Here is a 26,837-nt window from a genome sequence, read left to right as displayed (position 1 = left end):
GTGTAGAAGTATATGAAGAAATTAAATTTGGTGAAATCTCTATCTATTGCTGAACGAATGCATATTCTATCGCCTTATTCCAATGAAACGAAAAGTAACGTGGCTAAACAATTAGAAAATTGGCAAAAAAGAAAATCTCTGTGTAAACAACAACATTTTGAAGAGGCTCTCAAATGTTTAGCGATTGATCCTGTAGCTTTTAGTTCGGGTATTAAACCATTGGACCAAAAAGATAAAGAACTATTATGGGAATCCTTAAGACAAAAAAAATGGTTCAAACTAAATCAAGAGATTTTTGACCAAGCGAACGAAACAGACCAAATAGAGGCAGTAGATTTTTCATATGTTATGCGTTTTCATATGGCTTATTTTCAGGAAAAATTCCAACTGCTAGATAGTTCGTATTTTGATTACTGTGAGCGTAGTTTCCAAAAAATAAACGCTTATGTAGAAAAAGATTTAGTTTCAATCAGTTTGAAAACATTGGTAGTTGATTTACATGATCAAAAAAAGAAAAATAGATTAAGAGGAACAACGTCGGATGAACGGTTTCATTCGTATCTTCAATTAAGATTCTCCACCCCCCATACCTTTGCAGAATTTTTTGAAGAGTATCCTGTGTTATGGCGTCTACTTGCGGAACGTTTACAGTTTCATATAGAAAATTTTGTTTATTTTATTACCAGTGTTGAAGAATCGTTTAAGGAGTTAGCAAAGTTATTTGATATTTCGGGACCCGCTCATCTTCAAATCGATTCAGTAGGGCATGGTGACAGTCATGAAAAAGGCAAGAACGTGATCGTCTTTTTTTTAAATGATAAAAAGTTCGTGTTTAAGTATAGAAACTTGATGATTGGTCAAAAATGGAATGACTTTTTAGCGCTTATCGAACGAAGAACCGAAAGCTCGTTTTATAAAATAAAACGAGTCATGACAACGAAGTATACGATTGAAGAATTTATCGAAGCGAAAAGTTGTACTTGTGAAAAAGAGCTTCAACAATATTATTATCGTTTTGGCGAGTATGTCGCAATTTGCTATTTTTTATGTGGCAATGACTTTCATTCTGAAAACTTGATTGCTCATGGTAGCTATCCAGTTTTAATCGATATCGAAACGTTAATGCAAAATGATTCCTCTTTAGCGGAGTCGAGAGGTCTTTATGAACAAGCGACTAAAATTAAAAATGAATCCATACTTTCTACAGGATTACTTCCAACGAGTTGTTTTACTAATCGAATTGAACCAAAAGTAAAAGCGAGTTCAAATGAACAGTCTGGTGTTCAGACAAGCGGATTCAATGGGAGTCGACAATTATTGCCTTTTAAAGTTTTGAAAGTTGTCGAAGACAGAACAGATCAAATCCATTTTGAATATCATGAACATTATTCAAAAGAAACAGGAAACATTCCTGAATTGAATTCTCAAATGGTCAATCCACTAGATTATGCAGAGGAAGTAATGAGAGGTTTTGCTGCCCAATATGATTTTTTTTCTGCGAACAAACCATTTTTGATTAAAAAAATCAAAGATTTGTTTAGGGAGAGTAACGTTCGCGTATTATTAAAATCAACACAGAAGTATGTAGATATGCTTGAGTATAGTCAACATGTTAGTTGCATGAAAGATTATTTGGAGCGTGAGAAGCTTTTTGAAAATAAGTGGGCGTATCCCTATAAAGACAGGCGAGCTGTTAGGTATGAAATAGAAGATTTACGAGTAAATGATATCCCAATCTTTTTTTCAAATGTTTCTACAAAAGATTTATATACTAGTGCAAATCGAGTGCTTAATGACTATCATTCAAGATCAGCACTTGAACGAGTATCAGCAAGAATTGCTGCGTTGAATAGTAAAGATAAAGCCTATCAATTGATGTTGCTGAAGCAGTCGATTAAAGAGCAACCTGTTATCTCTACAAGCTATCAATTAGGAAATCAACCTGAGGAGCAAATAGAAACAATTGTTCAGCATATCTTAAATCGAACGTTGACCTCAGCAGACGATCAAGAAATGGTTTTGCTAGATTTTGTTTTAGAAAATGGCAAAAAAATTTATGAAGTTGCTACTCATGATTTTTATGATGGAATGGCAGGCATTTATATTTTTTTACTCTATGCGCAAGAATTTTATCCAGATATTCAAAAATACAAGATACTTCAAGCAATGGAAAAAATGCTTTTTGCGGATACAATTCCAGATATAGGAAGTGCAAGTGTTTACGTTGGAACACTTTCGAGAATGACTGCGTTATATTATCGCTATAGGCTAAAAAGAGATAAAAAAAGTTTAGCGCAGGTATTAGTTTTAGTTAGTGAACTAAAGAAACAGCTAATAAAAAGTCATTATGAGATAGATTGGTTAACAGGAATTTCGGGATTAATTAAGCTTTTAGCTGAATTCTATACGTTAACGACGAATGAGTTGTTTATTGATTTAGCAGAGGCATTAGTAGCTAAATTAAATATTTCAACAGTAAAATTTAATGGACTAGCACATGGGGCTTCTGGTGTGTTATTGGCATTATCTGCCTTGTTACCATTTACAAAAAAAAGGGCACAGTACTTAGTGTTGATTCAAAAATGCTTATTGCATGAGCGGAAAAATTTTGATGGAAAAGTTTGGCAAGATTTAAGAGAAAATACCGATTTTCTTACACAGTGGTGTCATGGCTGCACGGGGATTGGTCTGGCACGTCTAGCGCTGCTAAAAGCAGGAGTAAGTGACGAGAATAGCCGAAAAGAGTTGCTTGCATGCGTTGATCAAGTCCTTGCTGTTGAATTACCAGAGGATTGCTTATGTCATGGGAATGCAGGAAGCTATATTTTTTTATCTGAAGTATACCAGACGGAATGTATAGATGAAAAAAGGAATAAGAAAATTGAACAAAAGTTAGCAAGTATTCGAAGGAAGTTATTAGAGCGAGCGGTTATGATCGAAGGAATGGACACTTATCCAATGCTTGGATTTATGACTGGATTATCGGGAATTGGTTATTTTTGGTTGAGAATTCTGCATCCAGAAATACCGAATATATTAGTATTAGCATAAAAATTTAAGGAGATGTTACTATGACAGACAAAAAAGACAATAAAAAGAAGTTGAAAAATAAGAAAATTTCATCAAAAAAAATCGCTGGAGCTAAATTTGATGATTTAACTGAGGAACAAATGGAAGATGTTCAAGGTCAAGGGAATAATAAAAATGGTAAAGGAAGAGGGATTTTTGATATTTTAACCTCATCCGGAGAATATACCTGCCGTTAAGTAAGGATCTACTAGAGAGGATATGGAAACTAAAAAGTAGTTTCCATTCCTTTAAAAGGAGGAGTATGAAATGTTTGGAAAAAAGAAAAAGAAGTTTTCTACAGCAAATTTAAAAAAAGAGAATGTATTGACTGAGGTTGAATTAAAAGAAGCAATGGGAAGCGGAAATGGTCAAGTCCGATATGTTGCGGATGAATTTATTCAATCTAGGATTTTAAAAGGGAGGGGAACTAAATGAAACTTAAGTTAAAAAAGAAATTTAAACCAGCTGAAAGAAAAATTGAAGCACTCGATTCTGAGCAAATGAAAATGATTGTTGGATCCGGAAATGAGAATGCGCACTCGATTCCACCAGAACTTTTTGAAGCAATGTTCGTAAATCCAGCAAGAATGAAGTAGGCGATGAGTATGGGAAAAAAAGTAAAATTTATTGAGCAAAGCGAACATAGTGAATGTGGGATTACTTCAATTACTATGCTTTTAAATTATCTAGATATTAAAGTGAAATTAAGTGATGTGCGAGATCATTATGGTGTGCCAAAAGGTGGGAATACCTTATTCCATTTGAAATCTATTTTTCATGATTTTGGTGTTGATTCTGTTGGGGCAAAAATTGATGATCCGACGACTTTCTTTAAAGAAAATCAAACACCATGTCTTTTATTCTGGGATTTTAAACATTATGTTGTGCTGGAAAGATTTACAGGCCGGAAATTTATTGTTGTTGACCCAGCGTTAGGTCGTAAAAAATACTCAATCGATGAATTTAATCAACATTTTTCTAAATTTGCATTACTTATTAATATGGTCGATGAAACAGTTGAGCCGCCTGTAAAATCAGAAAAACAAAAAAATATCTTAATTAGTATTCTAATGAAAGAAAAACACTTAGTTACCTCTGTTATTTTGTTAACGATTTTGATTCAAGCTTGTGGGCTAGGCATCCCTATTATGACACAACGGGCAGTGGATAATTATTTTTTGATTGCGAAAGATTTAACCCCAACTTCGATGTTAATCATTGTAGGCGTTATTTTCTTGTCCTATTACATCATGCAAGTCAGTCGGAATTTAATTATTACTAAATTTCAAATTTATTTTGATAAAAATCTAATGACGGGCTTTATGAAAAAAATCATGTCACTCCCGCTGAACTTTTTTGTCAATCGATCTACAGGAGATTTGATTTTTCGATCGAATTTGACGACGTATATTCAACAAATTTTAAGTAGTCAATTGATTACAACGGTTATTGATATTGCGTTTGCGATTGCCTATTTCTCACTAATGCTTAGTTATTCAGTAGAATTGACAATGATTAGTTTAGCAGCTATTTCAATTATTTTGGGTTCATCGTTAATTAATTCAAAAGCCTTTCAAGCCGTTACAGACAAAGAAATTTCTAGTTACTCAAGAGTTCATCGAACCTTAGTAGAATTATTCGAAGGGATGGAAACAGTCAAATCAATTGGTGCAGAACCGCAGTTTTATGAAAACTGGGAAAAGGATTTTAATGAACAATTAGCGATTCAGAAACAGAAAAGCCGAATCACAGGTTGGATTGGGAATATTTCTGTTAGTATGCAATTCGTGCTACCGTTATTGATTACAGGCTTAGGATTATTTGGTGTAAGTAATGGAACTTTTTCAATTGGTGAATTAATCAGTTTCAATTCGATTGCTTTATCATTCGTGGTACCGATTATTACCGTTATGAATTCTTACACGCAATTACTAGTCTTGCGTTCGTATTTCGGAAAACTCTCAGAAATCTTGGAACAAAAAACCGTGACAGAAGATGAGAAAACGGTAGAACTTGAAGAATATGATTCTATTGAATTAAAAGATCTGCAATTCCGTTTTAGTAAGTTTGAAGAGCCAATTTTAAAAAATATTAATTTGAAAATTGGCAAAAGAGAAAAAGTTGCGATTGTGGGTCCAAGTGGTTCTGGGAAAAGTACCTTACTGAAGGTTCTTTCGGGATTGTATTTACCTACTTCTGGAAATATTTATTTAAATAATGAAGAGATGAATACTGTGACCTCTAAAAGTGTTCGCAAGATGATTAGTGTTGTTAATCAAAATCCATCGATTTTTAATTTGAGTTTAAAAGATAATATTTTAATGAATAGCTCAAATGTTTCAGAGGACTTGCTTGATAAAGCGATTAATGATGCCCGAGTGGATGAAATTACAAAGATGTTGCCAATGGGAAATGAAACACTGATTTCTGAAGGCGGGATGAATCTTTCAGGTGGCCAAATGCAGCGAATTGCAATTGCCAGAGCTTTGGTAAAACAACCTAAATTAATGCTAATGGATGAACCAACTAGTGCATTGGATAATATTTCTGAAAACTATATTATGAATCGCGTGAAAGAAAATGAATGTCCTTGTGTAATCGTGTCTCACCGTTTGAATACGATTCAGCATTTTGATCGTATCATTGTTATGAATCAAGGGCAAATCGTAGAAGATGGAACTCATGACGATTTGATGGCGAAAAAAGGCTTATATAGTTATATTTATTCAGGAAACACGAATGTTGATGAAATCGTAGGTGAGCAAAGTGCTGTTTAAAAAAAATAAATTTATTATTGGGACTTTCTTCCTTGGTTTTCTAGCGATTTTGTTTCAAACTTCCGTTGTGTTTGCGGACACTTCGGAAGTTCAACAAATCGATTTATTATTGAAAGAGCAAATAACGATGGAATTGGTCAAGGAAGAAGTGCTAGCAATTGATAAGCAAGCAAGTTTTGAAGAAATTCCTGAAATTCAATTGTTAAGAGTTAAGTCAACATCCAAAGCGATAGCAAAAACGATGGAAGATCATGAAACAATTGAAATGGCAGGAAATTTGGCAGATATTATTGTTGAAGACAAACGAATTATTCAACAAAAAGAAATGCTCAAAAATGTGATGCTTCCAGAAGTAGCAATGTCTAAGTCAACAGTTGATGAATTTGATGTTTTAGATCAATTAGCTTGGTACAAAGAAACGATGGTGGGTAGTGGGCAAGTATTTAAGAAAACGACAGGTCAAGGTGTTCAAATCGGATTGATTGATAGTGGTGTCGACGTAATCCATCCCTTACTAGCTCCAGTCGTTGATTTAACGAAAGCAAAATCATTTATTGATGGGGAACCTTCGATTAAGGATGAAAATGGTCATGGAACAATGGTGGCTGGTGCTATTGCTCAGCTTGCGCCAGAGGCAACTATCACCCCTTATCGAGTACTTTCAGCAACGGATGGTGAATCTTTCTGGACCTTAGCAGCAATGATTCAAGCAGTTAATGACCAGCAAGATGTTCTAAATATGAGTCTTGGTTCCTACAAATTTGCAAATGTTGCAGAAGAAAAAATTACGATTGAATCATTCGAACGTGCCGTAAATTATGCGCTTGAACACAATGTAGTGATTGTCTCTTCTTCAGGAAATAAAGGGTTGGATTTGGATTGGGAATTTGAAAATGAGGGATTGAGGCATTTACCAGGCAGTGTTCCCGGTGTACTAGCGACCAGTGCGTTAACACAAGAAAATAGTTTGGCCTCGTATAGTAATATTGGTAGCAATGTACAACAAGCTGCACCAGGTGGGGATTATATTTATGTAGGGGGCATGTTGGATATTAGCGAATTGTTTTATACTTCGTATCCTCTTGCTATGGATAATGGATTAGAAAGTTTGGGGATTCCTAGAGGGTATATGTTTACTGCGGGAACTAGTTTGGCTGCACCATGTGTTACTGGAATTATTGCAGATTATATTTCTTTTTATCAAAAAATGACGGGTGCAAGACCAACTATAGAACGAATCAAAGAGGATGTAGGCTCTACTAGTAAAGAATTAAGTGGATCAGGTAAGAATAAGTTTTATGGTCATGGGTTACCTAAAATAGAGGCTGCAATAAACAAAGTTTCAAACACGATTCCTCCTACAGGAACGTTTAAAATACAAACATTAGAGGTCGGTCAATCAATTCCTGCTGCTGAATTTGTAATAGATATTCAATCAAATACTGAAGAGGAAATTACAATAAGTTATTTAAAAGAACCGAAATTTTCTCAACTTGGCATTCAAGAAGTTATTGTTTTACTAGAGGATGTTAGTGGTAATCAAACTGAATTGTCAGGAAATGTTACGATTGTAAATACTCGGCCTCCAGCAGGGACATTTGTTGAGCAAACTGTAGAGGTGAACGAACCTAATCAAGCAAAAGCTTATGTAAAAGATATAACGGATTATTCAAATGCTGGTGTGACTATCAGTTTTATTAAAGAACCAAAGTTTAATCAACTAGGAGAACAAGAAGTGATTATTCAATTAGAAGATGGTAGCGGAAATAAAACTAGGTTGAGTGGAAACGTCCTAATTAGGGACACAATACCACCGACAGCGACTTTTAAGGATCAAAAAATTACAAAAGGTGAAGAAGTGACACCGGAGATGTTTATAGAACAGGTGAAAGATAATTATGATGAGGTTAAAGATATACAGATTACCTTTGTAAATCCAGTAGATACAAATAAATTAGGCAGCCAAGAAATTACCGTTCGTTTAACTGATACTTCTGGTAATACAACTATTTTAAATGGACAACTTCAAGTGGTTGATATCATTAGTGAAACAGATATTGAAAAGTTTAATACAGAAAACGCTGACACTAATACTAGCAACAAGGTACTAACAACTAAAGAAAATACCAGCAAAAAAACACAACTTCCAAATACATCGGAAAAAGTAATCAATCTTTTTAATCATGGTAGCCTGCTAATCATAATTAGTATCTTATTATTTGGTTGGCGAGTAAAAAGGAAAAACTGATGAAAAAAACAGTGAATATCTATTTCTCAGAAGAACGTTTTTTTAGAAGAATTTGGCTAAAACGAGTGTTGACCAAAATAGTGAGAATGTATAGTAAAGGAACAACAATCGAGACAATCAAAGTGTGTAAAAATCTTTTTGAAGTAAGAAAAAAGATTGCTGTTGTCAGTCCATGGAATCTCTATTATTTGCATGTGGATTTAGCGAATGAAGAAGAATTAGCTAAAATCAAAGCGATTCGTCAGAAAGATCCTTTAGGAAAGATTGTCTTATTTGTTGAAAATACTTGGAATCTTGGTGTTTTATTTGAAAAAGGTTTATCTGTATTAGATTATCAAAAAATGAATAGTCCGAAAGAGCAACAAATAAAAACGATAAAAGAAGCCTATGTGCATCTTTTGATTCAGGTAGACAATGATTTAAAATAAACGTTGAGTACACGAATCATATGCTATTGAGTTATGGTTACTTTTGAAATGATTTTTATTAAAAACAGCAAAATAACTAAAAAAGGTAAAAATCACCAAAAAGAAATGCTTTTTGGTGATTTTTTCGCTATAATAAAGAAAATAACAAACAGGAAGTGTTCGGAATGAGAAAAGTAGATCGGCAGCAGCTAATTAAGCAGTTGATTACACAAAATGAAATAGAAACCCAAGATGAGTTGATTGCACTTCTTGAACGTGAAGGTGTAAAAGCGACGCAAGCAACGGTATCAAGAGATGTTAGAGAAATGAGCATTGTAAAAACCCATGGATCCAATGGACATGTGAAGTATGCTTTGTTTTCTCAAACCAAGTCAACAAGTAGTGAAGAGAAGCTTCGTGAGTCAGTGAAAGATTCAGTGATTCGGATGGAGCGAGTACAATTTATGATTGTTGTTCATACGGATATGGGTGCAGCGGATGTTGTCACTAATTTTTTAGATGAAGTAAATTATCAAGAAATAGCGGGTACGGTTGCCGGAGTAGATACAATTATTATTATTGCTCGTTCAGAAGAAGAAGCTCAAGTGGTAGTTGATCGTTTTGAAGCGATGATGAAATAAAAAGCACCTTAAATTTGAAGGAGGAAGTTGATCAGATGGGATTGAAAGCGTTACGAAATGGTTCGGATATTCGAGGAATTGCAGTCGATCATGAAGACATGAAAGCTAATTTAACTCCTACACAAGTCGAGAAAATTGCTAATGGAATGGTTTATTGGTTGCGAGAAGAAAAAGGGTTGGCTGAGGTACATGACCAAGGGCAGTTGACGATTGGTATTGGTCACGATAGCCGTATTACAGCAGATAGTTTGAAAAATGCTCTAATCGATTCTTTTCTTAAGCAAAATGTAAAAGTATTGGATTTTGGTTTAGCAACGACTCCTGCTATGTTTATGGCGACTCAATTTCCACAGTATGATTGTGATGCAACGATTATGATCACTGCTAGTCATTTACCGTATTACTTCAATGGATTAAAATTATTTACTAAAGAAGGCGGTGCTGAAAAAGAAGATATTGCGTATATTTTAGATTATACAGAAGAGCCGTTTATTGAGAAAAAAGGTTCTGTTGAAAAGGTAACGATTTTAGATGATTACGCGCAAGACCTAACGGATAAAATTCGTCAAGGAATGCATAGTGATGAAGAACAGCCATTAAGTGGCTTTCATATCGTTGTTGATGCTGGAAATGGTGCAGGTGGCTTTTTTGCTGAAAAAGTGTTGCAAAAACTAGGTGCCGATATTACTGGCTCGCAATTTTTAGAGCCAGATGGACTGTTTCCAAATCATATTCCAAATCCAGATAATAAAGCAGCGATGGCAAGTATTCAACAGGCTGTTTTGGACAATCAGGCTGATTTAGGGGTTATTTTTGATACCGATGTTGACCGCTCAGCTGTTGTTGATGCAACAGGTGAAGTGATTAATCGGAATAATTTAATTGCTGTTTTAGCGACGATTGTTTTAGAGGAATATCCTGGAACAAGTATTGTAACGAATTCACCGACTTCCAGCCATTTAAAAACATTTATTGAAGCAAAAGGTGGCAAACAAGTGCGTTATATTTCTGGTTATCGAAATGTAATCAATAAAATGATTGATTTAAATCAAGAAGGAATTCCGACTGAATTAGCAATCGAAACAAGTGGTCATGCTGCTTTTAAAGAGAATTTTTCTTTAGACGATGGCGCGTATGTAATTGCAAAAATTTTAATGTTATTACCTCGTTTGAAACAAGAAGGAACAACGCTAGGTGATTTGATTAGTCAATTAAAACAACCACAAGAAACGATTGAATTGCGTTTTACAATCAAAGCTGAAAACGTTCGAAGTTATGGAGAGCAAGTAATCGCTGATTTAGCTGATTTTATTGCAACACAAGTAGGAATGGCGGTTGATGATGAGAACCATGAAGGAATTCGTGTGAATGTTTCTGAGCAATATGGTAGTGGTTGGTTCTTATTACGAATGAGTTTGCATGAACCTCTATTAGTTCTTCAAGTTGAGAATGATGAAATTGGCATGAATAAAAAAGTTTTAGAAGATTTGAAAGAGTTCTTCTATCGCTACAATCAATTGGAGACTAAAAATTTAGCTAGTATCTAAAAAAATCAATAAGTTAGTGAGCGATAATTGATAGCTATAAAAAATAAGCGCTAAAACATGAAGATTCGAAAAATAATTTTCATGCTTTAGCGCTATTTTCTATTTTGGTAGCTATTAAAACAATGTAGGAGTAGCTGAAACTGTAATTTTTTCTTTTGTAAAAGGATGGGTCAAATGTAATTCAGCAGCATGTAGCATTAGTCGTCCTTTAGGTGCTGGATGATACAAAGGATCTCCCACGATTGGATAACCTTCACTTGCTAGATGTACTCGAATTTGATGGGTACGACCCGTTTCTAAAATACAATATATCGCTGTTTCATTTTTTACTTTAGAATACTCGAATTTTTCAACATGAGTAATCGCAGTAGCGCCTTTTTTTGAATCAATGACTCTTTTTCGGCGATCATGTCGATCACGCCCAATTTTTTTAGCAATCGTCCAATTATTTTTAGCAATAGCTCCTGAAACAAGTGCTTGATACCGGCGATAGATTTGTTTTTTTTCTAACATACGTCCCAAAATTGGTAGAACGATAGGATTTTTAGCAAATAAAATAGCCCCACTAGTTTCTTTATCTAAACGATGAACAACATAAGGAACCTGATTAGAAGGAGCCAAATAAGTCGCAAGCTGATTTAATAGTGTATCCGTTTCATTCGGTTGGTTTGGATGAGTTTTGATGCCCGCTGGCTTGTTTACGATAATTAAATGTTCATCTTCATAAAGAACATTGACCGTTGTTTGTGGTGCAAGAAGGATTTTTGGTTGTTCATAATCTTCTTCTTCAAAGGACAGCGTAATTTGATCTTTGGGCATTGCTATATGATGGAATGGGACCGTTTCGCCGTTGACAGCGACATTTTTTCGAACCCTTAAAAAATGACGAACTTTTCTTGGAATCAGCCACTCATTTTCGAGTAGCTCGCGAATCGTTTGTGGTTTAAAAGATTCTGGTAGTTGGATGGATATATTCATAATAAAATCACCTTTTAATCAGAATAAAAATAATCACTTGTATAATGTTTTGGTAAAAAAATAGACAAGCAGTTATAAATTAAAAATATTATGACATAGAAAGACTATTTTATCTAGCTTTTTTGCATGATGTAGGAATTTTCTATGGATGAATAAATTTTCACCAACACTTGGAATAAAAGTATAGTTTGTCTTAAAAAAATAACTTGATTAAATAGGAAAATGGATGAGACCGAACTATTTTGACTTTTGTTTTATCTGCTTTTTTTGCTAAAGCTTGCTAGATCCAGCTTTAGCAATGATTTCTTCACGTATTCTTAAGTTTTTCTACATAAAAAAAAAAGAAAAACATGGTAGAATGAATAAAATGCGAAAAAATGTATAATTCATGCTAAGGACTTATATATTGTCCTTAGTAGTTATGTTAAAATGACATAGAATTTTAGTGAAGAGGTAAAATATGGACATTAAAACAATTATGAATAAAATAGGGGCAGGTTTTAAACGTTTTTGGATCTGGATTAAGCCTTACCTAATAAGAATCCATCATTGGCGTAAGCGAATTTGGAAAAAATATCAAATAAATAAAATTATTTTGTTATTAGGAATGATTGTTGTATTGGTGACAAGTATTTATTTGTTTACGTTAGCGAAATCAGCGAATGTTGGTTCGTTAATGAAAGGGTTAGAAGAATCAACCGTGATTTATGATCAAGATGGAAACGAAGCCGGGAAATTATTTGGTCAAAAGGGAACTTTTGTCAATTTAGAACAAATTTCACCGAGTGTTAAAGATGCGTTAATTTCTACAGAAGATCGTAATTTTGAAAAACATCACGGCTATGATATTAAAGGTCTAGCTCGTGCGGTCGTTGGGAAATTAAGTTTAGGAAAAATCGGTGGTGGCGGTGGTGGGAGTACCATTACTCAGCAATTAGCGAAAAATGCTTATTTAACACAAGAACAAACATTGGATCGAAAAGCTAGAGAACTATTTTTGGCAATTGAAATCGAAAAAAAATATGATAAAGATCAGATTCTTGAAATGTATTTAAATAAATCTTATTTTGGTAATGGGGTTTGGGGAATCGAAGATGCTTCTCATAAATATTTTGGGGTCAATGCTGCTGATTTATCTGTTGGTGAGGCTGCCACTTTAGTTGGGATGTTAAAAGGGCCTTCCATCTATAATCCAATCGATTATATCGATAATGCTACTGCTCGCCGTGATACAGTGCTTCAATTAATGGTTGAAAATGGGAAATTGACGCAAGCAGATGCGGATGCGCAAGCAAGTGTGGATATGAATATGATTTTAGCAGATGATTATTCTGACAACAGCTCAGATTATCGTTATCCGTATTATTTTGATGCCGTTATTGCAGAAGCTGAAAATGAATATGGTATCAAAGAAGAAGATTTACTGAATAATGGGTATAAAATTTATACGTCGTTAGATACAAGCTATCAAGAAGCAATGCAGAATACCTATGATAGTGATGAACTTTTTCCTGAAAATGCGGCGGATGGAGCTATGGTGCAAAGTGGTTCGGTAGCGTTAGATCCGAATACGGGTGGCGTGCAAGCAGTCGTAGGTCGTCGTGGTGAGCATGTCTATCGTGACTTTAACTTTGCGACACAATCTCGACGCGCGCCAGGGTCTTCCTTAAAACCAATCTCAGTGTATACGCCGGCATTAGAATCTGGTTATAAACCAAGCAGTATTTTAGAAGATGTGCCACAAGATTATTATCCTGCGGAAAATTATAGCCGTACCTATAGTGGAGAAGTACCGATGTATCAAGCATTAGGCGAAAGTTTGAATTTACCAGCTGTATGGTTGTTGCATAAAATAGGGTTGGATAAAGGTTATGATAAAACTGAAAAATTTGGCATTCCACTAGCTAAAGAGGATAAATATTATGGTTTAGCGTTAGGGGGGCTTAAAACAGGCGTTTCTCCATTAATTATGGCAAATGCATATGCACCGTTTGCTAATGGCGGGTCGTTACCAGAAGCTCATTTTATTACTAAAATCATTGATTCTACAGGTGCAGTAGTCGTAGATAACACAAAACCAAAATCAAAACAAGTCATCACCAAAGAAATATCGGATGAAATTACTAGTATGCTTTTAGGTGTCTTTAGTTCAGGAAGTGGTATCAATGCGGATCCGTATGGTTATGTGATGGCAGGGAAAACAGGAACAACAGAAACCAATTTTGATACAACGAAAACGAAAGATCAGTGGGTTGTTGGGTATACGCCAGATGTTGTTGTTGCGACATGGCTGGGCTTCGAAGAATCTAGTGAAGAACATTATTTGGAAGGAAGCAGTGCCACACATGCATCAACTGTTTTCAATAGTGAGATGCAAGGGATTTTACCGAATACAGAACAAACCGCATTTACTGTTCCAGATGCCTATTTAACAGGCGGTGATATGAGTGCTGCACCTAAAACGAGTGAAGATGATAGTAGCGGTTGGAAAGATAATATGAAAGATGTAACTGGAAAAGTACAAGACGGAGCCAAAGATATTGGCGATAAAATTCAAGAAGGTGCCTCAGAAATTGGCGGGAAAGTCAAGCAAGGATGGGAAAATACTAAAGATGGTGTAAAGAATTTCTTCGGTGGGCTCCTAGGTGAATAATTAATTTAAAAAGAGCTTAAAGAATGTTACAATAAAAGAGAAAACAATATAGAAAGAGGGATTTTTAGTGAGTAATATTTATGATTCAGCGAACCAAATTGAACGTGAAATTCGTGAACTAGCAGAATTCAAAGCACTTGAAGCGGCATACGCAACGGTAAAAGGAAATGAAGAAGACTACAAATTATTTAAACAATTCCAAGCTTTCCAACAAGGATTACAAGAAAAACAAATGCGCGGCGAAGAGTTTTCTGAAGAAGATGCGGCACAAGCACAAAGCTTAGCAACTGAAGTTCAAAAAGCAGAAACTATCAATGCAATGATGGAAAAAGAACAAGCGTTTAGCATGATTGTTAATGATTTAAATCGTATTATCATGACACCAATCCGCGATTTATATAATGATTAAAAAATAGAGTAGATGGAATAAAAGCAACTGCTTCGGAAACTTTTTCGTCGTTCTTAAGGTTAAATGCGGTTATTCGATTTCTCTTTATAGGGTAGAAAAAGAGGTTGGGATAGAAGTGTTTAACCCCAAAAAATAAGCGACAAATCACGAAAATTGTTTTTCAAATTTTTGTGATTTGTCGCTTATTTCCGTAGGAGTTGCTTCTGCCCCCACCGTTTATCAAGGTCATAAAACAATCGTTTAGAATCGAGCAATTGGACGAACCATCAGTTATTGCGCTTTTTGCAATGACTGCTGGAGAGGAAATTGCCGAGATTCTGATTGTTTTCTGCCGTTTATTCGTTTTTAGGACATAAAACAAAAGTGTTCTTTACTTTTGTCTCACCCACTTTTTCATTAGTTAATACTGTATAAATCATAAATGGCCATTGAGTTTTATTTCTTCTCAAATCCCATATCGGTCAATTGTTTTTCACCGTCTTTAAAACTAGTCCCAGTCTTGATGCTGTCTGCTGGTGCATCATAAGTAATCACTGTTTCTTTTTTAGTGTAGTCCACCTTTACGTCTTCTAAATTTGAAGAAGACTTAAATGCTTCTACGACTTGATCTGCCATGTCTTCATCGGTAATTTGTAATTTTTCATTATCAAAAACAGCTTTTGCAGATACCTTGGTCACTTTATCGCCTTTGTGTTCAACGATAATCGATACTTCAGTCCCAGTCATTGGTGATTGAGTAAATGTCGTTTCCTCAGTTTTTTCTCCACATCCACCCAAAACAAGCAACATAACAAACACAGATACAATCCCCAGAATTTTTTTCATTTTATCCTCCTTAATTTTAGTTACGTATTCATTATAGCAAGCACTTAGATAAAAGTAAAAAGCATATTTTCTGTTTTGTTGCATATATTTAGTTTTATTGCATTTTGCGAGGCGTTTTTTATTAAAAATTTATGTTGTGATTGAAGAAAATGTTCAGATGGTTTCGCTGATTTTATAGAATGTGTGACTAAATTATTTTTTAAAAAAATTTTCTTGACTCTAAACTTAGATTGAGTGATAAGCCCTATTTATTCAATTAAAAACATTTTATAAGTAAAAATATGAGAAAGGTTGTTTATATGAAAGTTCAAGAGGTTAGTGATTTAATAGGTCTGCCAATTTCAACGCTACATTATTATGAGAGAATTGGAATTATAACACCTAAAAGAACAGCTAATAATTATAGAGATTATTCAGAAAAAGATGTGGGTGAGACAAAAGTAAAAAACACTTTTGTTTAATCTCTTAAAACTGAACAAACGGTGGTGCAAAAGCAGCTCCTTTGTAAATAAGCCGAAATTTACCAAAAATTTGAAGAGCAATTTTCGGAAATTCCTTCTTATTTCTCGGAGCTAACGGCTTTTGTCCCAACCTCTATGATAATGAAAGAATATCAATTTAGTCACAGTGAAATTAGAGAAGTAATCGATTGTTATACAAACCAATACAATGGCTTTTGATAAAAATTTCGATAAGAAAGAAACCTTGGAGCTTATTAAAATACTTCATCAAGAAATTTTAACGAAAGAAGACGCTCCCTAATAACGTGTTAAGCGAATTTTTGCTGAAAGAAGATGAGGTAAAATGTTTTCAAAATTACTCGAAAAAAAGACCGGATAGAATTTGGCTGTTTGAACCAACCTCTTCTTAAGTCTATAATAAAAAAATGAAAGAGTAAATTAAACGTAACTCTGTGGATGGATAAATAATAAAAAGTAACGAACATAATAAATTTTATGAAACAAAAGTATTTACCTTCTTTTTTGTAAAAAAAAACTAGAATCGCCCAAAAGTGTGTCATTTAATGATATAGTAGAAAAAAATGGAAAAAGGATTGGGGAACAGACTAGGATGATTGGTATTTATGATTATACAGTAATTTTGACTTATGGAAATGCCGTTTTTTCAATAATCGGCATGTATTTAGCCATCAGCAATCAATTAATAGGAGCGATTTTTTGTTTAGCTCTTTCAGGGATTTGTGATATGTTTGATGGTTTTGTTGCAAGTTTTAAAGAAAGAACCAAGAGCGAAAAAAACTATGGAATTCAAATCGATTCTTTGGCGGATCTCATTAGTTTTGGTGTCTTTCCTGCCGTTTTGGGCTATACTAGTGGACTAACACATATTATTTATTTGCCATTATTTATTTTTTATATTTTAGCTGCTTTAATTCGTCTAGCTCATTACAATGTCACAGAGGCAGAAAGAACCGAATTTAGTTGTGGAAAACGTGAATATTATGAGGGATTGCCAGTAACAAGCAATGCTGCTTTAATTCCATTGATTTTCTTTATTTGCGCTCGTTATCACTTATCTTTTTCATTTTTTTATCCATTTATTTTATTGATAACAGGTGGCTTATTTATTTCACGCATGAAAATCAAAAAAATTGAGCCTAAAAAATTAGCAGTCGGGGTGTTTATCGGGACTGTCTTAGTTTTTATGATTCGTTAATAAAGAGGAGTTTTACATGGAAAAGCAGTTTAAAACGCAAAAAATTATTGAAAAAGACAGTATAGCGCTAAATTTTTTATATCAAACAACCGTTGGACGTGCTCTATTGAAACCACTGATTCAACCAAGTGTTTCGAAACTAGCTGGTTATTATTTAAATCATTCGTTATCGAAAGGAATGATAAAACGATTTATTTGCAAAAATAAACTTTCAATGGAAGACTATCAAACGGCAAATTATTCTTCCTTTAATGAATTTTTCATTCGTGAAATCAAAGCAAATGCGCGTCCTTTTCCTAAAAAGACCACTGTACTTGCTGCTCCATGTGATGGCAAATTAACGATTTATCCGATTCAAGAAGATAGTGTTTTTCGCATCAAAAATTCTTTGTACAGTATCAAAGAATTAATTGGAAACGCGGAATTAGGAACGCAATGGTTAGGTGGCACAGCTGCGATTTTCCGACTAACGCCAGATGATTATCACCATTATTATTTTATTGACGATGGAGAAATTAATAGTCATCAAAAAATCAGTGGTGAATTTCATACCGTTCGTCCAATTGCAATTAATAATCAGCCTGTTTTTACACAAAACACTCGTGAATGTACGATTATTGAAACAGCTAATTTTGGAAAAGTGGCGCAAATTGAGGTCGGTGCTTTACTAGTTGGTAAAATTAAAAATAAAAAAATAGCGGGAAATTGTCAACGTTTCGAAAAAAAAGGATGGTTTGAATTTGGTGGGTCAACAGTGATTCTACTTTTTCAAAAAGATCAAGTAGCCTTTAAATCTGAGATAATCGAAAATACGATACATGAAAAAGAAACAATTGTAAAGTTAGGTCAAGCAATTGGTGAAGGAGAAAAGTAAGTGAGAAATGTTGTATTGTTAGTGATTGCAGGTTTATTTCTTTTGGGAAATTATTACGTAGCTAAAAAAATCCTATTTCTATTAGAACAAGTAATGCTCATTAAATGTCCATGGATTATTATTGTTATCGGCATAATTTTAGGTCTTATTTCGTTGCTTACTTTTATGTTGGCACATCAAAATATTAGTGGATTAATAGGGAAAATCGGTAATTATTGGTTAGGTTTCTTTATGACATCATTCGTCACTTTCGGTTTAACAGAAGGAATTTATCGTTTATTACTTAAGATTGGGGTAATCAAAGAAGTAGCTAAAGGGCCTATTTTTTTCGTTGCTTTGTTGTTTATCGTTGTATTTTGTACTTATGGTATTTGGCATGCACAGCAAATTAAAACGATTCGCTATGAGGTGACGCTTGATAAAAAACAAGCTAAAAAGCAGAAAGTACGAGCTGTTTTGATTACTGATTTACATTTAGGCTATATTAATGATGAAAAGAAAGTGGCAAAAATTGTTACTAAAATAAATCAGTTACAACCAGATATTGTTTTGATTTCTGGTGATTTATTTGATGGAAATTATTATGCTTTACAAAAACCAGAGCAAGTTATTGAGCAATTTAAACGTTTATCATCTACCTATGGCACCTATCTTTGTTGGGGGAATCATGATGCAGGAGCTACGTTTAATCAAATGAAAGAGTTTGTGAAAAAAGCTAATATTACATTACTGGAAGATGAAGCTCTTGAGCTGACTGACACTGCAGTTCTTGTAGGGAGAAAAGATAGCAGACCTATCGGTAATCAGGGCGGACAACGACAATCTATCGAAAAGCAATTGACTAACGAAACCAAAAAATTGCCGATTATTGTTATGGATCATCAACCGTCTACGATTGATGAATATGTGGAAGATGTCGCTTTAATTGTGTCAGGACATACACATCAAGGTCAAATTTTTCCTTTTAATTTGGTAACGAAGGCGTATTTTACTGTTGATTATGGCTATTATCAACAAGATTCAACCCACACTCAAGTCATTGTGTCTTCTGGCGTTGGAACATGGGGACCACCAATGCGTGTTGGGACACAGAGTGAGATTGTTCAAATCGATATAACAATCAAATAAGATTAGGGTAGAGTAGTTATCAATGTCATAAAAAAAATCAGGCAATGGAATAAAGCTTCTATAGGCAATGAATGAAATTTAGGAAACTACCAAGATACTGATTACTTGATTTTGGAAGCTAAAATTAAAATTTTTTATACTTCGGCATCATCGATCGGTCTTTTTAACAACGAATTAATTTTTAATGGAATTTAACTGCAATAAATTACTAATTGACTTATGATTTTTTCTCAATAAAGAGAAATTATTGTAAGTCTTTTTGTATAGATAGTATTAGATTCTAAGAATTAAAAAGCTAAGTTATAAGCTACGTTTGCTTGCTTTATTTTCAATTGGATTTCTGAAAAAATCGACTCTCTAAATAGTTTTTCATAATTCATCATTCGGCTCGTTATAAATAATTCATTTTTTTTAAATTATTACATGAAAAACGAACGGATTTTCGTATCTTTTAATGAAGACTTCTTTATAAAATGATATGATAAGGAGGGACTTGATTTTTTGAAGGAAGTGACTAAACTGATGAAATTACTACATACAGCAGATTTACATTTGGATCAATCTTTTGAAGGGTTAAGAAATTTGCCTACTGTGATTAAAGAAAAGCTTCAGCAAGCTAACGAAGCAACATTGACGAATATTATCGATTTAGCATTAAAAGAACAAGTGGATATTGTATTATTTGCAGGAGATACCTTTCATCAAAGTCGAACCTCAATTCGCACTCAAGCTTTTTTTATGGATGCGTTAAAAAAATTAGAGGAAGCGGATATTCCTGTGATGATTAGTTTTGGAAATCATGACTATTATATTAAGGAACGCTACTGGTTTGATTTTCCCAGCAATGTCGTTTTATTTGAAAAAGAACAAGTGGAAACTTTTCATTTTATGACAAAAAAACAAGAAAAGATTGCTGTTTCAGGTTTTAGTTATGAACACCCGTGGATTAATCAAGATATGCTATCGATGTTTCCAACTAAAGACATAAATGTAGATAGTCATATTGGTATTTATCATGGAGATACGACTGTGAACGGTCAGCAAAATTATGCGCCATTTTCATTTAGAGAAATGAAAGAAAAAGGATATGACTATTGGGCATTAGGCCACATTCACCAACCACAAATTGTTAGTGCCAAACCATTAATTGTCTATCCTGGAACGCCACAAGGTCATACTAAGAAAGAAAATCAGTTAAAAGGCGTGGCGCTTGTCCAAGTTCAAAATGGACATTCTACGGTTCATTTTGAATCGGTTGCGATGACAACTTGGCAGACGGAATCGTATGATTTAACAAACTATAAAACAGTTCAAGAGGCTTTAAGTTTCTTAGTTGAAGAGCTTGTATCCAAGAATAACGGGAAAGAACAATTTTTACTTACGCAAGTTCAATTATCAGGAATCGAAGCACTAGGTGAAGAGTTTATGATTTCTTATGAAAATGGAGAATTATTGCAATATTTGCAAGAAGCTGTATTGCGACAAACGAACCAGACTTGTTTTATTTTTAATATTTTATTAAAAGAACAACAGGCTCAAGCCAAGATCTTGATTCCGGCTAATCCAGAGTTACTAAGTAAGTTGGAGCAAACGTATCTGCAACCAGCTATTTTTGCTGATACGCTGAAAGAGCTCACACAAAATCCACTATTTCATACGGCGATTAATGTTGACGAAAATTGGCGTGAACAGAGTCTTTCTGCAGCAGAACAAGTTATTAAAGCAGATTTCATTATTCAGGAGGATGCCTTATGAAACTTATTGCAGCAGAAATCGTCGGATTTGGTAAATGGCAACAGCAAAAAATTGATTTTCAAGCAGGAAATCAGTTATTGTATGGCGCAAATGAAATAGGAAAATCCACTCTTTATCAGTTTATTCAAACACTACTTTTTGGTTTTCCAACTAAAGGCAAACGGCGTAAAGATTATCAACCGAAGAATGGTGGTCCGTATGGCGGACGTTTATGGATTGAACATCCGTTGCATGGGGAAGTTCAAATAGAACGATTTAAAGATCAACAACGAGGGCAAGCGAAAGTTTATTTTAATGATCAAATAGGAGACGAAGCGACCTTAAAAACAATTCTTCATCCACTGACGAAAGAATTGTTTCAACGTGTTTTTACGTTTCAGCAAGAACAATTAAGTTTATTGAACCAAATGGATGAAGAAAATTTACAGCAATCATTGCTGTCACTTGGCGTATCTGGCAGTCAACAGATTTTGACTAAGAGAGAAGCTTATTTGAAAAATGCGCAAACACTGTATAAAGGCAAGGGCAGTCAACCGCCATTAAATCAAAAATTAGCAGACTATCATTCACTGCAACAAAGAATTAATGAAAAGGAACAACAAGAACAAAAATTTCAGGAAATTACTCGTAGCTTAACGATAGCCCAAAACACGATTGAACAGCAACACCTAAGAATGCAAGAAATAAAAGAACAATTGATGCTAGCTGAAAAACAAGTCATGAATCTTTCACTTTATGAAGAACTTCAACAAATAAATCAATCAAACGAAATGCCTGTAGTTGAAGCTAATGCTGAAGAAAAACAGCAACTCAATGATCTATATCAACAACATCGTTTTTTAAATCAGGAAATTTTACGATTAAATCAAGAAATTGCGGAACAACATAAGAATGATGATCAACCGGAAAATTATTTGTTCTATTTAGAAAATGAGACTCAAATTCAGCAATTATTACAACAACGTTATGACATCGATAAGTTGTTAGAAGAGATTAATTGGATGGAACAATCACTTCAAAAAAACCAACAAGATATGCGTCCTTTAGAGCAACAATGGAATTGGTATGAGAAAGAACCACCACAATTATTTTTTGATGAACAAGAAGCTGAAAATTTAAGAAGAGCGACGATTGAACGAACGGTTCAATTACAAAAAATACAAACAGATACTCAATTATTAGAAGAAGAAATTGTAACTCGAGAACAAAATTTAAGTACATTTGAACGTTTAAATCCACAAATATTTCAAAAAGATCCCAAAAAGGCATCTATTTCTCCGCTTTTTTGTCTACTCGCGGTGTTGAGCATTGTTATTAGTTTATTTATACCTACGCCTATTCGTTATATTTTGATAGTGATTGGGCTAGCGTTATTACTGGTAGGAATCTATCCAAGATTATTTTCTGCAAAAGATAGATACAAAAATGAGAAACAACAATGGCAAGAAAAATTATCGCAGTTAGACTATTCAAATGAAAAATTGGTTCAATTACGAGAAGAGATGAAGCAAATCGAGGCCGAGGAAAAGGCTGCTCAAAATAGCATTTTACTGCAGGCGGAAGAAAATCATTTAGGAAAAATGGATCGGGTAGAGTATTGGACAACTCACCGAACAGATATTACTCGTTATTTGATATTAGTCAATGAAAATCAAGAATTAGTCAATCACTTAGCAGAAAATCAAAAGTTAGTGACAAATTTACTAGAAAAAACAGAACCTTATTTAACGAAGTTGCCTATTACAGGAAAGTCTTTGAAGGAAAGACTGGCGATTATTAGTGATTTTGCTGATCAAATGGAGAAAGTTCGTTTTGCTCAAGAATATCAATCAGATAATTATACACGACAAACACTGAAAGAAGTTAAAGAGAAACAAGCTGAGTTAGTTAAGAAGTATCAACCTCTTTTGCGCAAGTTTCAACTTCATTCAGTCGAAGAAATTCCGCATAAATTAAAAAGTTTACAATCATCTACAGATACTCAAAAAAGAAAAGCTGAGTTAAATGAGATGTTAGGTTCTTTATATGCAAACACCACAAAAGAACAAGTAGCTGAATTACCAACAACGTATCAAGAACTCCAAAATACTTTAGCTACAGTTGAGGATGAAGGACAAGCGTTATTAAAACAAGAACAGCAGCTACTATATCAACGACAACAAATGATGGTCGATGGTACATTAGATGAATTACGTCAAGAGCAGGAAGATTTAAAAACAGTGATTGATGAGCTTTCATTAAAATGGGTGAGTTATCAGTTATCCGCTTTATTAGTAATTGATTTATTGACTGAGTTATCAGAACAACAATTACCTAATTTATTGAAAAAGGCGACAGAGTTTTTCCGAATCTTAACCAAAAACGAGTACCAAACTATTCAGCTTTTCGAGGGACAGTTAACGGTCACCAAGAAGAATCATTTGCAATTTATGATTCATGAGCTATCAACGGGAACGACCGATCAATTAATTATGGCTGTTCGTTTTGCTTTTATATTTATGCAGGGTAGAAATAATCTATGTCCAATTATGATTGATGATGGGTGGTTACACTATGATAGTGCTAGAAAACAGCAATTAGCCGAATTATTTAGGGTTTTTGGACAAAAACAGCAAGTGATTTGTTTCTCTTCTGATCAAGAAATGGTAAGCTATTATAAAGAATTAGATCAACCGATTATTGCTTTAGAAGGAGTTTAGTATGAAAAAAATTCGTGAATTAACGGTAGATGAAACATTTGAAGTGTTTTTATTAATCAAAAATGCAGATGTTCGTGTTGCGAAAAATGGTAAAAAATTTATTGCATTTACGTTTCAAGACACATCTGGAACGATTGATGGAAAATATTGGGATGCTGCGGACGATGAAATCAAACGCTACGAATCAGGAAACGTTGTTCTGTTAAATGGAAAAAGAGAAGTTTATCAAGGAAATCCGCAAGTAAAAATCATGCATATGCGTTTAGCTCGTCCAGAAGAACCGGGTGATCCATCCTTATATATGGAACGTGCGCCGATTAAAAGAGAAGAAATGGTTGAGGAAATTAATCAAACCATTTTTGAAATCACTAATGCACATTGGCAAAGAATCGTACGCTATTTATTGACAACCTATCAGAAAGAGTTTTTTGACTTTCCAGCAGCTAAAAGAAATCATCATGCATTTGCCAATGGTTTAGCCTATCATACGATTTCTATGCTTCGTTTAGGAAAATCTATTTGTAAGGAATACAATGAGTTAAACGCAGCTTTACTTTATTCAGGGATTATTTTACATGATTTAGGAAAAGTTAAAGAACTAACGGGTGCAATGGCAACCGAATATACGATTGCAGGAAATCTGATTGGACACTTGGTATTAATCGATGAAGAAATCACAAAAGCGTGTATTGCCTTGAAAATCGATGAGAATGAGGAAGATGTGATTGTATTACGCCATATGGTTTTGGCGCATCATGGATTATTGGAGTATGGATCACCAGTTCGACCAAGAATTATAGAAGCGGAAGTATTGCATCAAATTGATAATATGGATGCCTCAATTCAAATGATGCTCGGTTCAATTCGTCAAACGGAACCAGGGGAGTATACCGATCGTATCTTTGGGATGGATAACCGTAGTTTTTATGTCCCTAAAAATGTCTAAAGTTCGTAGAATGTGTTTGGTGAGTGGACAAATTGAGTGTTTTTACACCGTCAATCAGCGAAAATGAACAATAAAAAAATAACCGTGGAGACATGAGAAGTGTATCGAGTAGCTTCTCATGTTTTTTAGTACAAAAAAGAGATTAGCTCACTTTTCATGTAGCTAATCTCTTTTGAATTGCGTAAAAACTATTTAGAAGAATCTTCTGTTTTACTTGATGATTCTTCAGTTTTGCTTGAAGAGTCTTCTGATTTAGAAGAGTCACTAGATTTAGATGATTTTTCTTCAGTAGAAGATGATTTGCTTGTTTTTTCAGAATCAGAAGTGCTTGAATCTTCTGTTTTGATAAAGTTAGCTAACACATCTTTGAATGAATCATTTTTGATTTTAACGTTTGCTGCTTTTAATTCATCACTAATCACTTCTGTAGTGAATGCTTGATCGTTTTTCTTCGTTGTTGTAGCAATTTCTTTTAATTCTTTTTTGTAAGGGTCCATATCGTTACCCTTCGCTTTGTTTTTAGTCATTTTAACGATGTAGTAAGCTGATTGATAACCAGTACTATCAGTTGCTTGGATGACTTCAGAAACTTCACCATCTTTTAATTTGAAAGCAGCTTCTTTAACAGCGGCAGGAACTGTTGTGCTTTGTGAGTCAAATTTAATTTCTCCACCATCTTCTTTTGTTGCTGTGTCTAATGATTTTTCTTTAGCTAATTTAGTAAAGTCGCCACCATCTTTTAATTGTTTAGCAAGGTCGTTTGCTTCATCTTCAGTCCCTACTTGGATGATTTGCGCTTCTACTTCTGGATGGAAAGTTTCCCAAGCAGTTTTTAAATCTTCATCAGTAATTTTAATGTGAGCATCTAGACCAGCTTGGAAAGCTAATTGTTGTTTAGCCAATGCTTTGTAGCTTTTCTCAGTATAACCATATTGTTTTAAGAAATCTTCAACATTGCTACCTTGTGTTTTGGCTTGTTCTTTGATTTTATCAAATTCTTTTTGAACGTCTTTATCACTTACGTCTTTGCCATATTTTTCTTCAAAGACTTTATAGATAATCATGCTTTGAACAGTTTGTTGACTTTCACTACTACCTTTAACTTGGTTGAAAAAGTCATCAACAGTGATTGAACCGCCTTTCATTGTAGCGATATCTTGCGAACTGCTAGAACAAGCAGCTAAAGCAAAGATACTAAATAAACCAGCTGCAGCTAAAATTAATTTTTTCTTCATTTGATTTTTGCACTCCTAAATTTCAATTTTATTTTATTATGTAGAAATTATTGCTCACGGATATAACTATACCATACTATGTTTCAGAAAAGAATCATAGAAAGCAGAGTTTCAAAGAATTTTCATCTTTTGGACACAAATTCAGCGATTTAGCTTGCATAAATATCCTTCCGTAAGAGTTTCTCAATAGTAACTACTCCTCAATTTCAGGCATTTCTGGTAATTCCGCTTGAATTTTTTCCGCTTGTTCTTGAATTTGAGCTAAACGGTGTTCCGCTTGAAATTGAAATTTATTGATATCTCTGGTTACGCCATCGACAAAGGGTTCAACATAAACATCAACGGCTTCTTGAAAAGCACTCAATGATACCTTGAAATTGTCTAAACTATCATCAAAAGCTTGTTTTTTGTCACTGAAATCTTCTAATTCATCGGTAATTTTTTTTCTAGTTTCTTGTCCGCTTCTTGGAGCGAGAAGGAGTCCGCCGATTCCTCCTACAATTGAACCAAATAATAGACCTTTTGCAAATTTACTCATTATTTCGCCACCTTTTCAAAAATCGCAGTTGCAATTTCTTTCATTTCTTCAGGATTGTAATTTTCTTGATTGTTTCCAAAATGAATCGAAAAATCATCTTTTTTGCCGTAACGTGGAATCAAATGGATATGGGAATGAAAAACTGATTGGTAGGCAAGTTCTTTATTATTGTTAATAATATTTAGACCTTCCATTTCAGGAAAAGCACGTTCTAGTGCGCGAGCGATTTTAGGTACGCGAGCAAAGACATCGGCTGCTAAATCATGATGATAGTCAAAAATATCGGCTACATGTTCTTTGGGAATTACTAGTGTATGTCCTTTTGTGACTTGGGTAATGTCTAAAAAAGCGTAGACTTTTTCATCTTCATAGACTTTATAGCTAGGAATTTCTTGGTTGATAATCTTACAAAAAATGCAGTCTGTCATAAG

At 34.1% G+C, this 26,837-nt stretch carries 23 protein-coding genes; 18 read left to right on the top strand and 5 right to left on the bottom strand.

The annotated features are described in order from the left end of the window. Positions 1–12 precede the first annotated feature (12 nt). The 9 genes from lanM to ACYSNW_RS06325 all read left to right on the top strand — a co-directional run bounded on the left by lanM (position 13) and on the right by ACYSNW_RS06325 (position 10,689). Positions 13–3,051 carry a type 2 lanthipeptide synthetase LanM gene (gene lanM, locus ACYSNW_RS06365; RefSeq protein WP_461743647.1) on the top strand — a complete coding sequence of 1,013 codons (3,039 nt, stop codon included), beginning with the start codon at positions 13–15 and terminating at the stop codon, positions 3,049–3,051. Positions 3,052–3,071: 20 nt separating this feature from the next. Further along, positions 3,072–3,266: a hypothetical protein gene (locus tag ACYSNW_RS06360; RefSeq protein WP_461743646.1), complete on the top strand. Its 195-nt coding sequence runs from the start codon at positions 3,072–3,074 to the stop codon at positions 3,264–3,266. A gap of 70 nt (positions 3,267–3,336) precedes the next feature. Continuing rightward, a complete protein-coding gene (locus tag ACYSNW_RS06355) occupies positions 3,337–3,504 on the top strand; it encodes a hypothetical protein (RefSeq protein ID WP_461743645.1) in 168 nt (55 codons plus the stop codon). Further along, positions 3,501–3,665 (top strand): hypothetical protein, encoded by a 165-nt coding sequence (locus ACYSNW_RS06350; protein ID WP_461743644.1) that lies wholly within the window; start codon positions 3,501–3,503, stop codon positions 3,663–3,665. Before ACYSNW_RS06355 ends, ACYSNW_RS06350 begins: the two co-directional genes overlap by 4 nt. Before the next feature lie 9 nt (positions 3,666–3,674). Then, the gene (locus tag ACYSNW_RS06345; RefSeq protein WP_461743643.1) at positions 3,675–5,846 is read left to right on the top strand and encodes a peptidase domain-containing ABC transporter; all 2,172 of its coding nucleotides are present in this window, start codon (positions 3,675–3,677) and stop codon (positions 5,844–5,846) included. Next, on the top strand, positions 5,836–8,094 hold the full coding sequence (locus ACYSNW_RS06340) for a S8 family serine peptidase (protein ID WP_461743642.1): 2,259 nt from the start codon (positions 5,836–5,838) through the stop codon (positions 8,092–8,094). The genes ACYSNW_RS06345 and ACYSNW_RS06340 overlap by 11 nt, the downstream gene beginning before the upstream one ends. Continuing rightward, positions 8,094–8,522, top strand: a complete 429-nt coding sequence (locus ACYSNW_RS06335; RefSeq protein WP_461743641.1) for a hypothetical protein — start codon at positions 8,094–8,096, stop codon at positions 8,520–8,522. Before ACYSNW_RS06340 ends, ACYSNW_RS06335 begins: the two co-directional genes overlap by 1 nt. A 164-nt stretch (positions 8,523–8,686) precedes the next feature. Then, a complete protein-coding gene (argR, locus tag ACYSNW_RS06330) occupies positions 8,687–9,142 on the top strand; it encodes an arginine repressor (protein WP_461743640.1) in 456 nt (151 codons plus the stop codon). A gap of 35 nt (positions 9,143–9,177) precedes the next feature. Next, a complete protein-coding gene (locus ACYSNW_RS06325) occupies positions 9,178–10,689 on the top strand; it encodes a phosphohexomutase domain-containing protein (protein ID WP_461743639.1) in 1,512 nt (503 codons plus the stop codon). Positions 10,690–10,803: 114 nt separating this feature from the next. Here ACYSNW_RS06325 and ACYSNW_RS06320 read toward each other — a convergent pair whose 3' ends face one another. Further along, positions 10,804–11,667: an RluA family pseudouridine synthase gene (locus ACYSNW_RS06320; RefSeq protein ID WP_461743638.1), complete on the bottom strand. Its 864-nt coding sequence runs from the start codon at positions 11,665–11,667 to the stop codon at positions 10,804–10,806. Positions 11,668–12,127: 460 nt separating this feature from the next. On the opposite strand from ACYSNW_RS06320, the gene ACYSNW_RS06315 reads away from it, so the two are divergent. Beyond that, a complete protein-coding gene (locus ACYSNW_RS06315) occupies positions 12,128–14,320 on the top strand; it encodes a PBP1A family penicillin-binding protein (RefSeq protein WP_461743637.1) in 2,193 nt (730 codons plus the stop codon). A gap of 67 nt (positions 14,321–14,387) precedes the next feature. Continuing rightward, positions 14,388–14,729 carry a YlbF/YmcA family competence regulator gene (locus tag ACYSNW_RS06310; protein ID WP_461743636.1) on the top strand — a complete coding sequence of 114 codons (342 nt, stop codon included), beginning with the start codon at positions 14,388–14,390 and terminating at the stop codon, positions 14,727–14,729. A gap of 435 nt (positions 14,730–15,164) precedes the next feature. Here the strand turns inward: ACYSNW_RS06310 and ACYSNW_RS06305 are convergent, their stop codons facing one another. Continuing rightward, a complete protein-coding gene (locus tag ACYSNW_RS06305) occupies positions 15,165–15,554 on the bottom strand; it encodes a hypothetical protein (protein ID WP_461743635.1) in 390 nt (129 codons plus the stop codon). A gap of 299 nt (positions 15,555–15,853) precedes the next feature. Here ACYSNW_RS06305 and ACYSNW_RS06300 point away from each other — a divergent pair, with 299 nt between their 5' ends. The 7 genes from ACYSNW_RS06300 to ACYSNW_RS06270 all read left to right on the top strand — a co-directional run bounded on the left by ACYSNW_RS06300 (position 15,854) and on the right by ACYSNW_RS06270 (position 24,633). Continuing rightward, a complete protein-coding gene (locus ACYSNW_RS06300) occupies positions 15,854–16,015 on the top strand; it encodes a MerR family transcriptional regulator (protein ID WP_461743634.1) in 162 nt (53 codons plus the stop codon). 610 nt (positions 16,016–16,625) lie between these two features. Beyond that, positions 16,626–17,231: a CDP-alcohol phosphatidyltransferase family protein gene (locus ACYSNW_RS06295; RefSeq protein ID WP_461743633.1), complete on the top strand. Its 606-nt coding sequence runs from the start codon at positions 16,626–16,628 to the stop codon at positions 17,229–17,231. A gap of 16 nt (positions 17,232–17,247) precedes the next feature. Next, positions 17,248–18,105: a phosphatidylserine decarboxylase gene (locus tag ACYSNW_RS06290; RefSeq protein WP_461743632.1), complete on the top strand. Its 858-nt coding sequence runs from the start codon at positions 17,248–17,250 to the stop codon at positions 18,103–18,105. Beyond that, positions 18,106–19,233, top strand: a complete 1,128-nt coding sequence (locus tag ACYSNW_RS06285) for a metallophosphoesterase (RefSeq protein WP_461743631.1) — start codon at positions 18,106–18,108, stop codon at positions 19,231–19,233. 522 nt (positions 19,234–19,755) lie between these two features. Further along, positions 19,756–20,988: a metallophosphoesterase family protein gene (locus ACYSNW_RS06280; protein ID WP_461743807.1), complete on the top strand. Its 1,233-nt coding sequence runs from the start codon at positions 19,756–19,758 to the stop codon at positions 20,986–20,988. Next, positions 20,985–23,687, top strand: coding sequence for an ATP-binding protein (locus tag ACYSNW_RS06275; RefSeq protein ID WP_461743630.1), 2,703 nt, complete (start codon positions 20,985–20,987; stop codon positions 23,685–23,687). The genes ACYSNW_RS06280 and ACYSNW_RS06275 overlap by 4 nt, the downstream gene beginning before the upstream one ends. Position 23,688: 1 nt before the next feature. Beyond that, positions 23,689–24,633 carry a 3'-5' exoribonuclease YhaM family protein gene (locus ACYSNW_RS06270; RefSeq protein ID WP_461743629.1) on the top strand — a complete coding sequence of 315 codons (945 nt, stop codon included), beginning with the start codon at positions 23,689–23,691 and terminating at the stop codon, positions 24,631–24,633. 188 nt (positions 24,634–24,821) lie between these two features. Here the strand turns inward: ACYSNW_RS06270 and ACYSNW_RS06265 are convergent, their stop codons facing one another. The 3 genes from ACYSNW_RS06265 to ACYSNW_RS06255 all read right to left on the bottom strand — a co-directional run bounded on the left by ACYSNW_RS06265 (position 24,822) and on the right by ACYSNW_RS06255 (position 26,834). Next, on the bottom strand, positions 24,822–25,868 hold the full coding sequence (locus tag ACYSNW_RS06265; RefSeq protein ID WP_461743628.1) for a peptidylprolyl isomerase: 1,047 nt from the start codon (positions 25,866–25,868) through the stop codon (positions 24,822–24,824). A gap of 193 nt (positions 25,869–26,061) precedes the next feature. Further along, entirely contained in the window at positions 26,062–26,406 is a 345-nt protein-coding gene (locus ACYSNW_RS06260; protein ID WP_461743627.1) for a YtxH domain-containing protein, read from the bottom strand. Then, the gene (locus tag ACYSNW_RS06255; RefSeq protein ID WP_461743626.1) at positions 26,406–26,834 is read right to left on the bottom strand and encodes an HIT family protein; all 429 of its coding nucleotides are present in this window, start codon (positions 26,832–26,834) and stop codon (positions 26,406–26,408) included. The genes ACYSNW_RS06260 and ACYSNW_RS06255 overlap by 1 nt, the downstream gene beginning before the upstream one ends. Positions 26,835–26,837: the final 3 nt, after the last annotated feature.

This window comes from Enterococcus sp. LJL99 (genome assembly GCF_054871725.1).
This window is presented reverse-complemented; position numbering and strand designations above follow the sequence as displayed.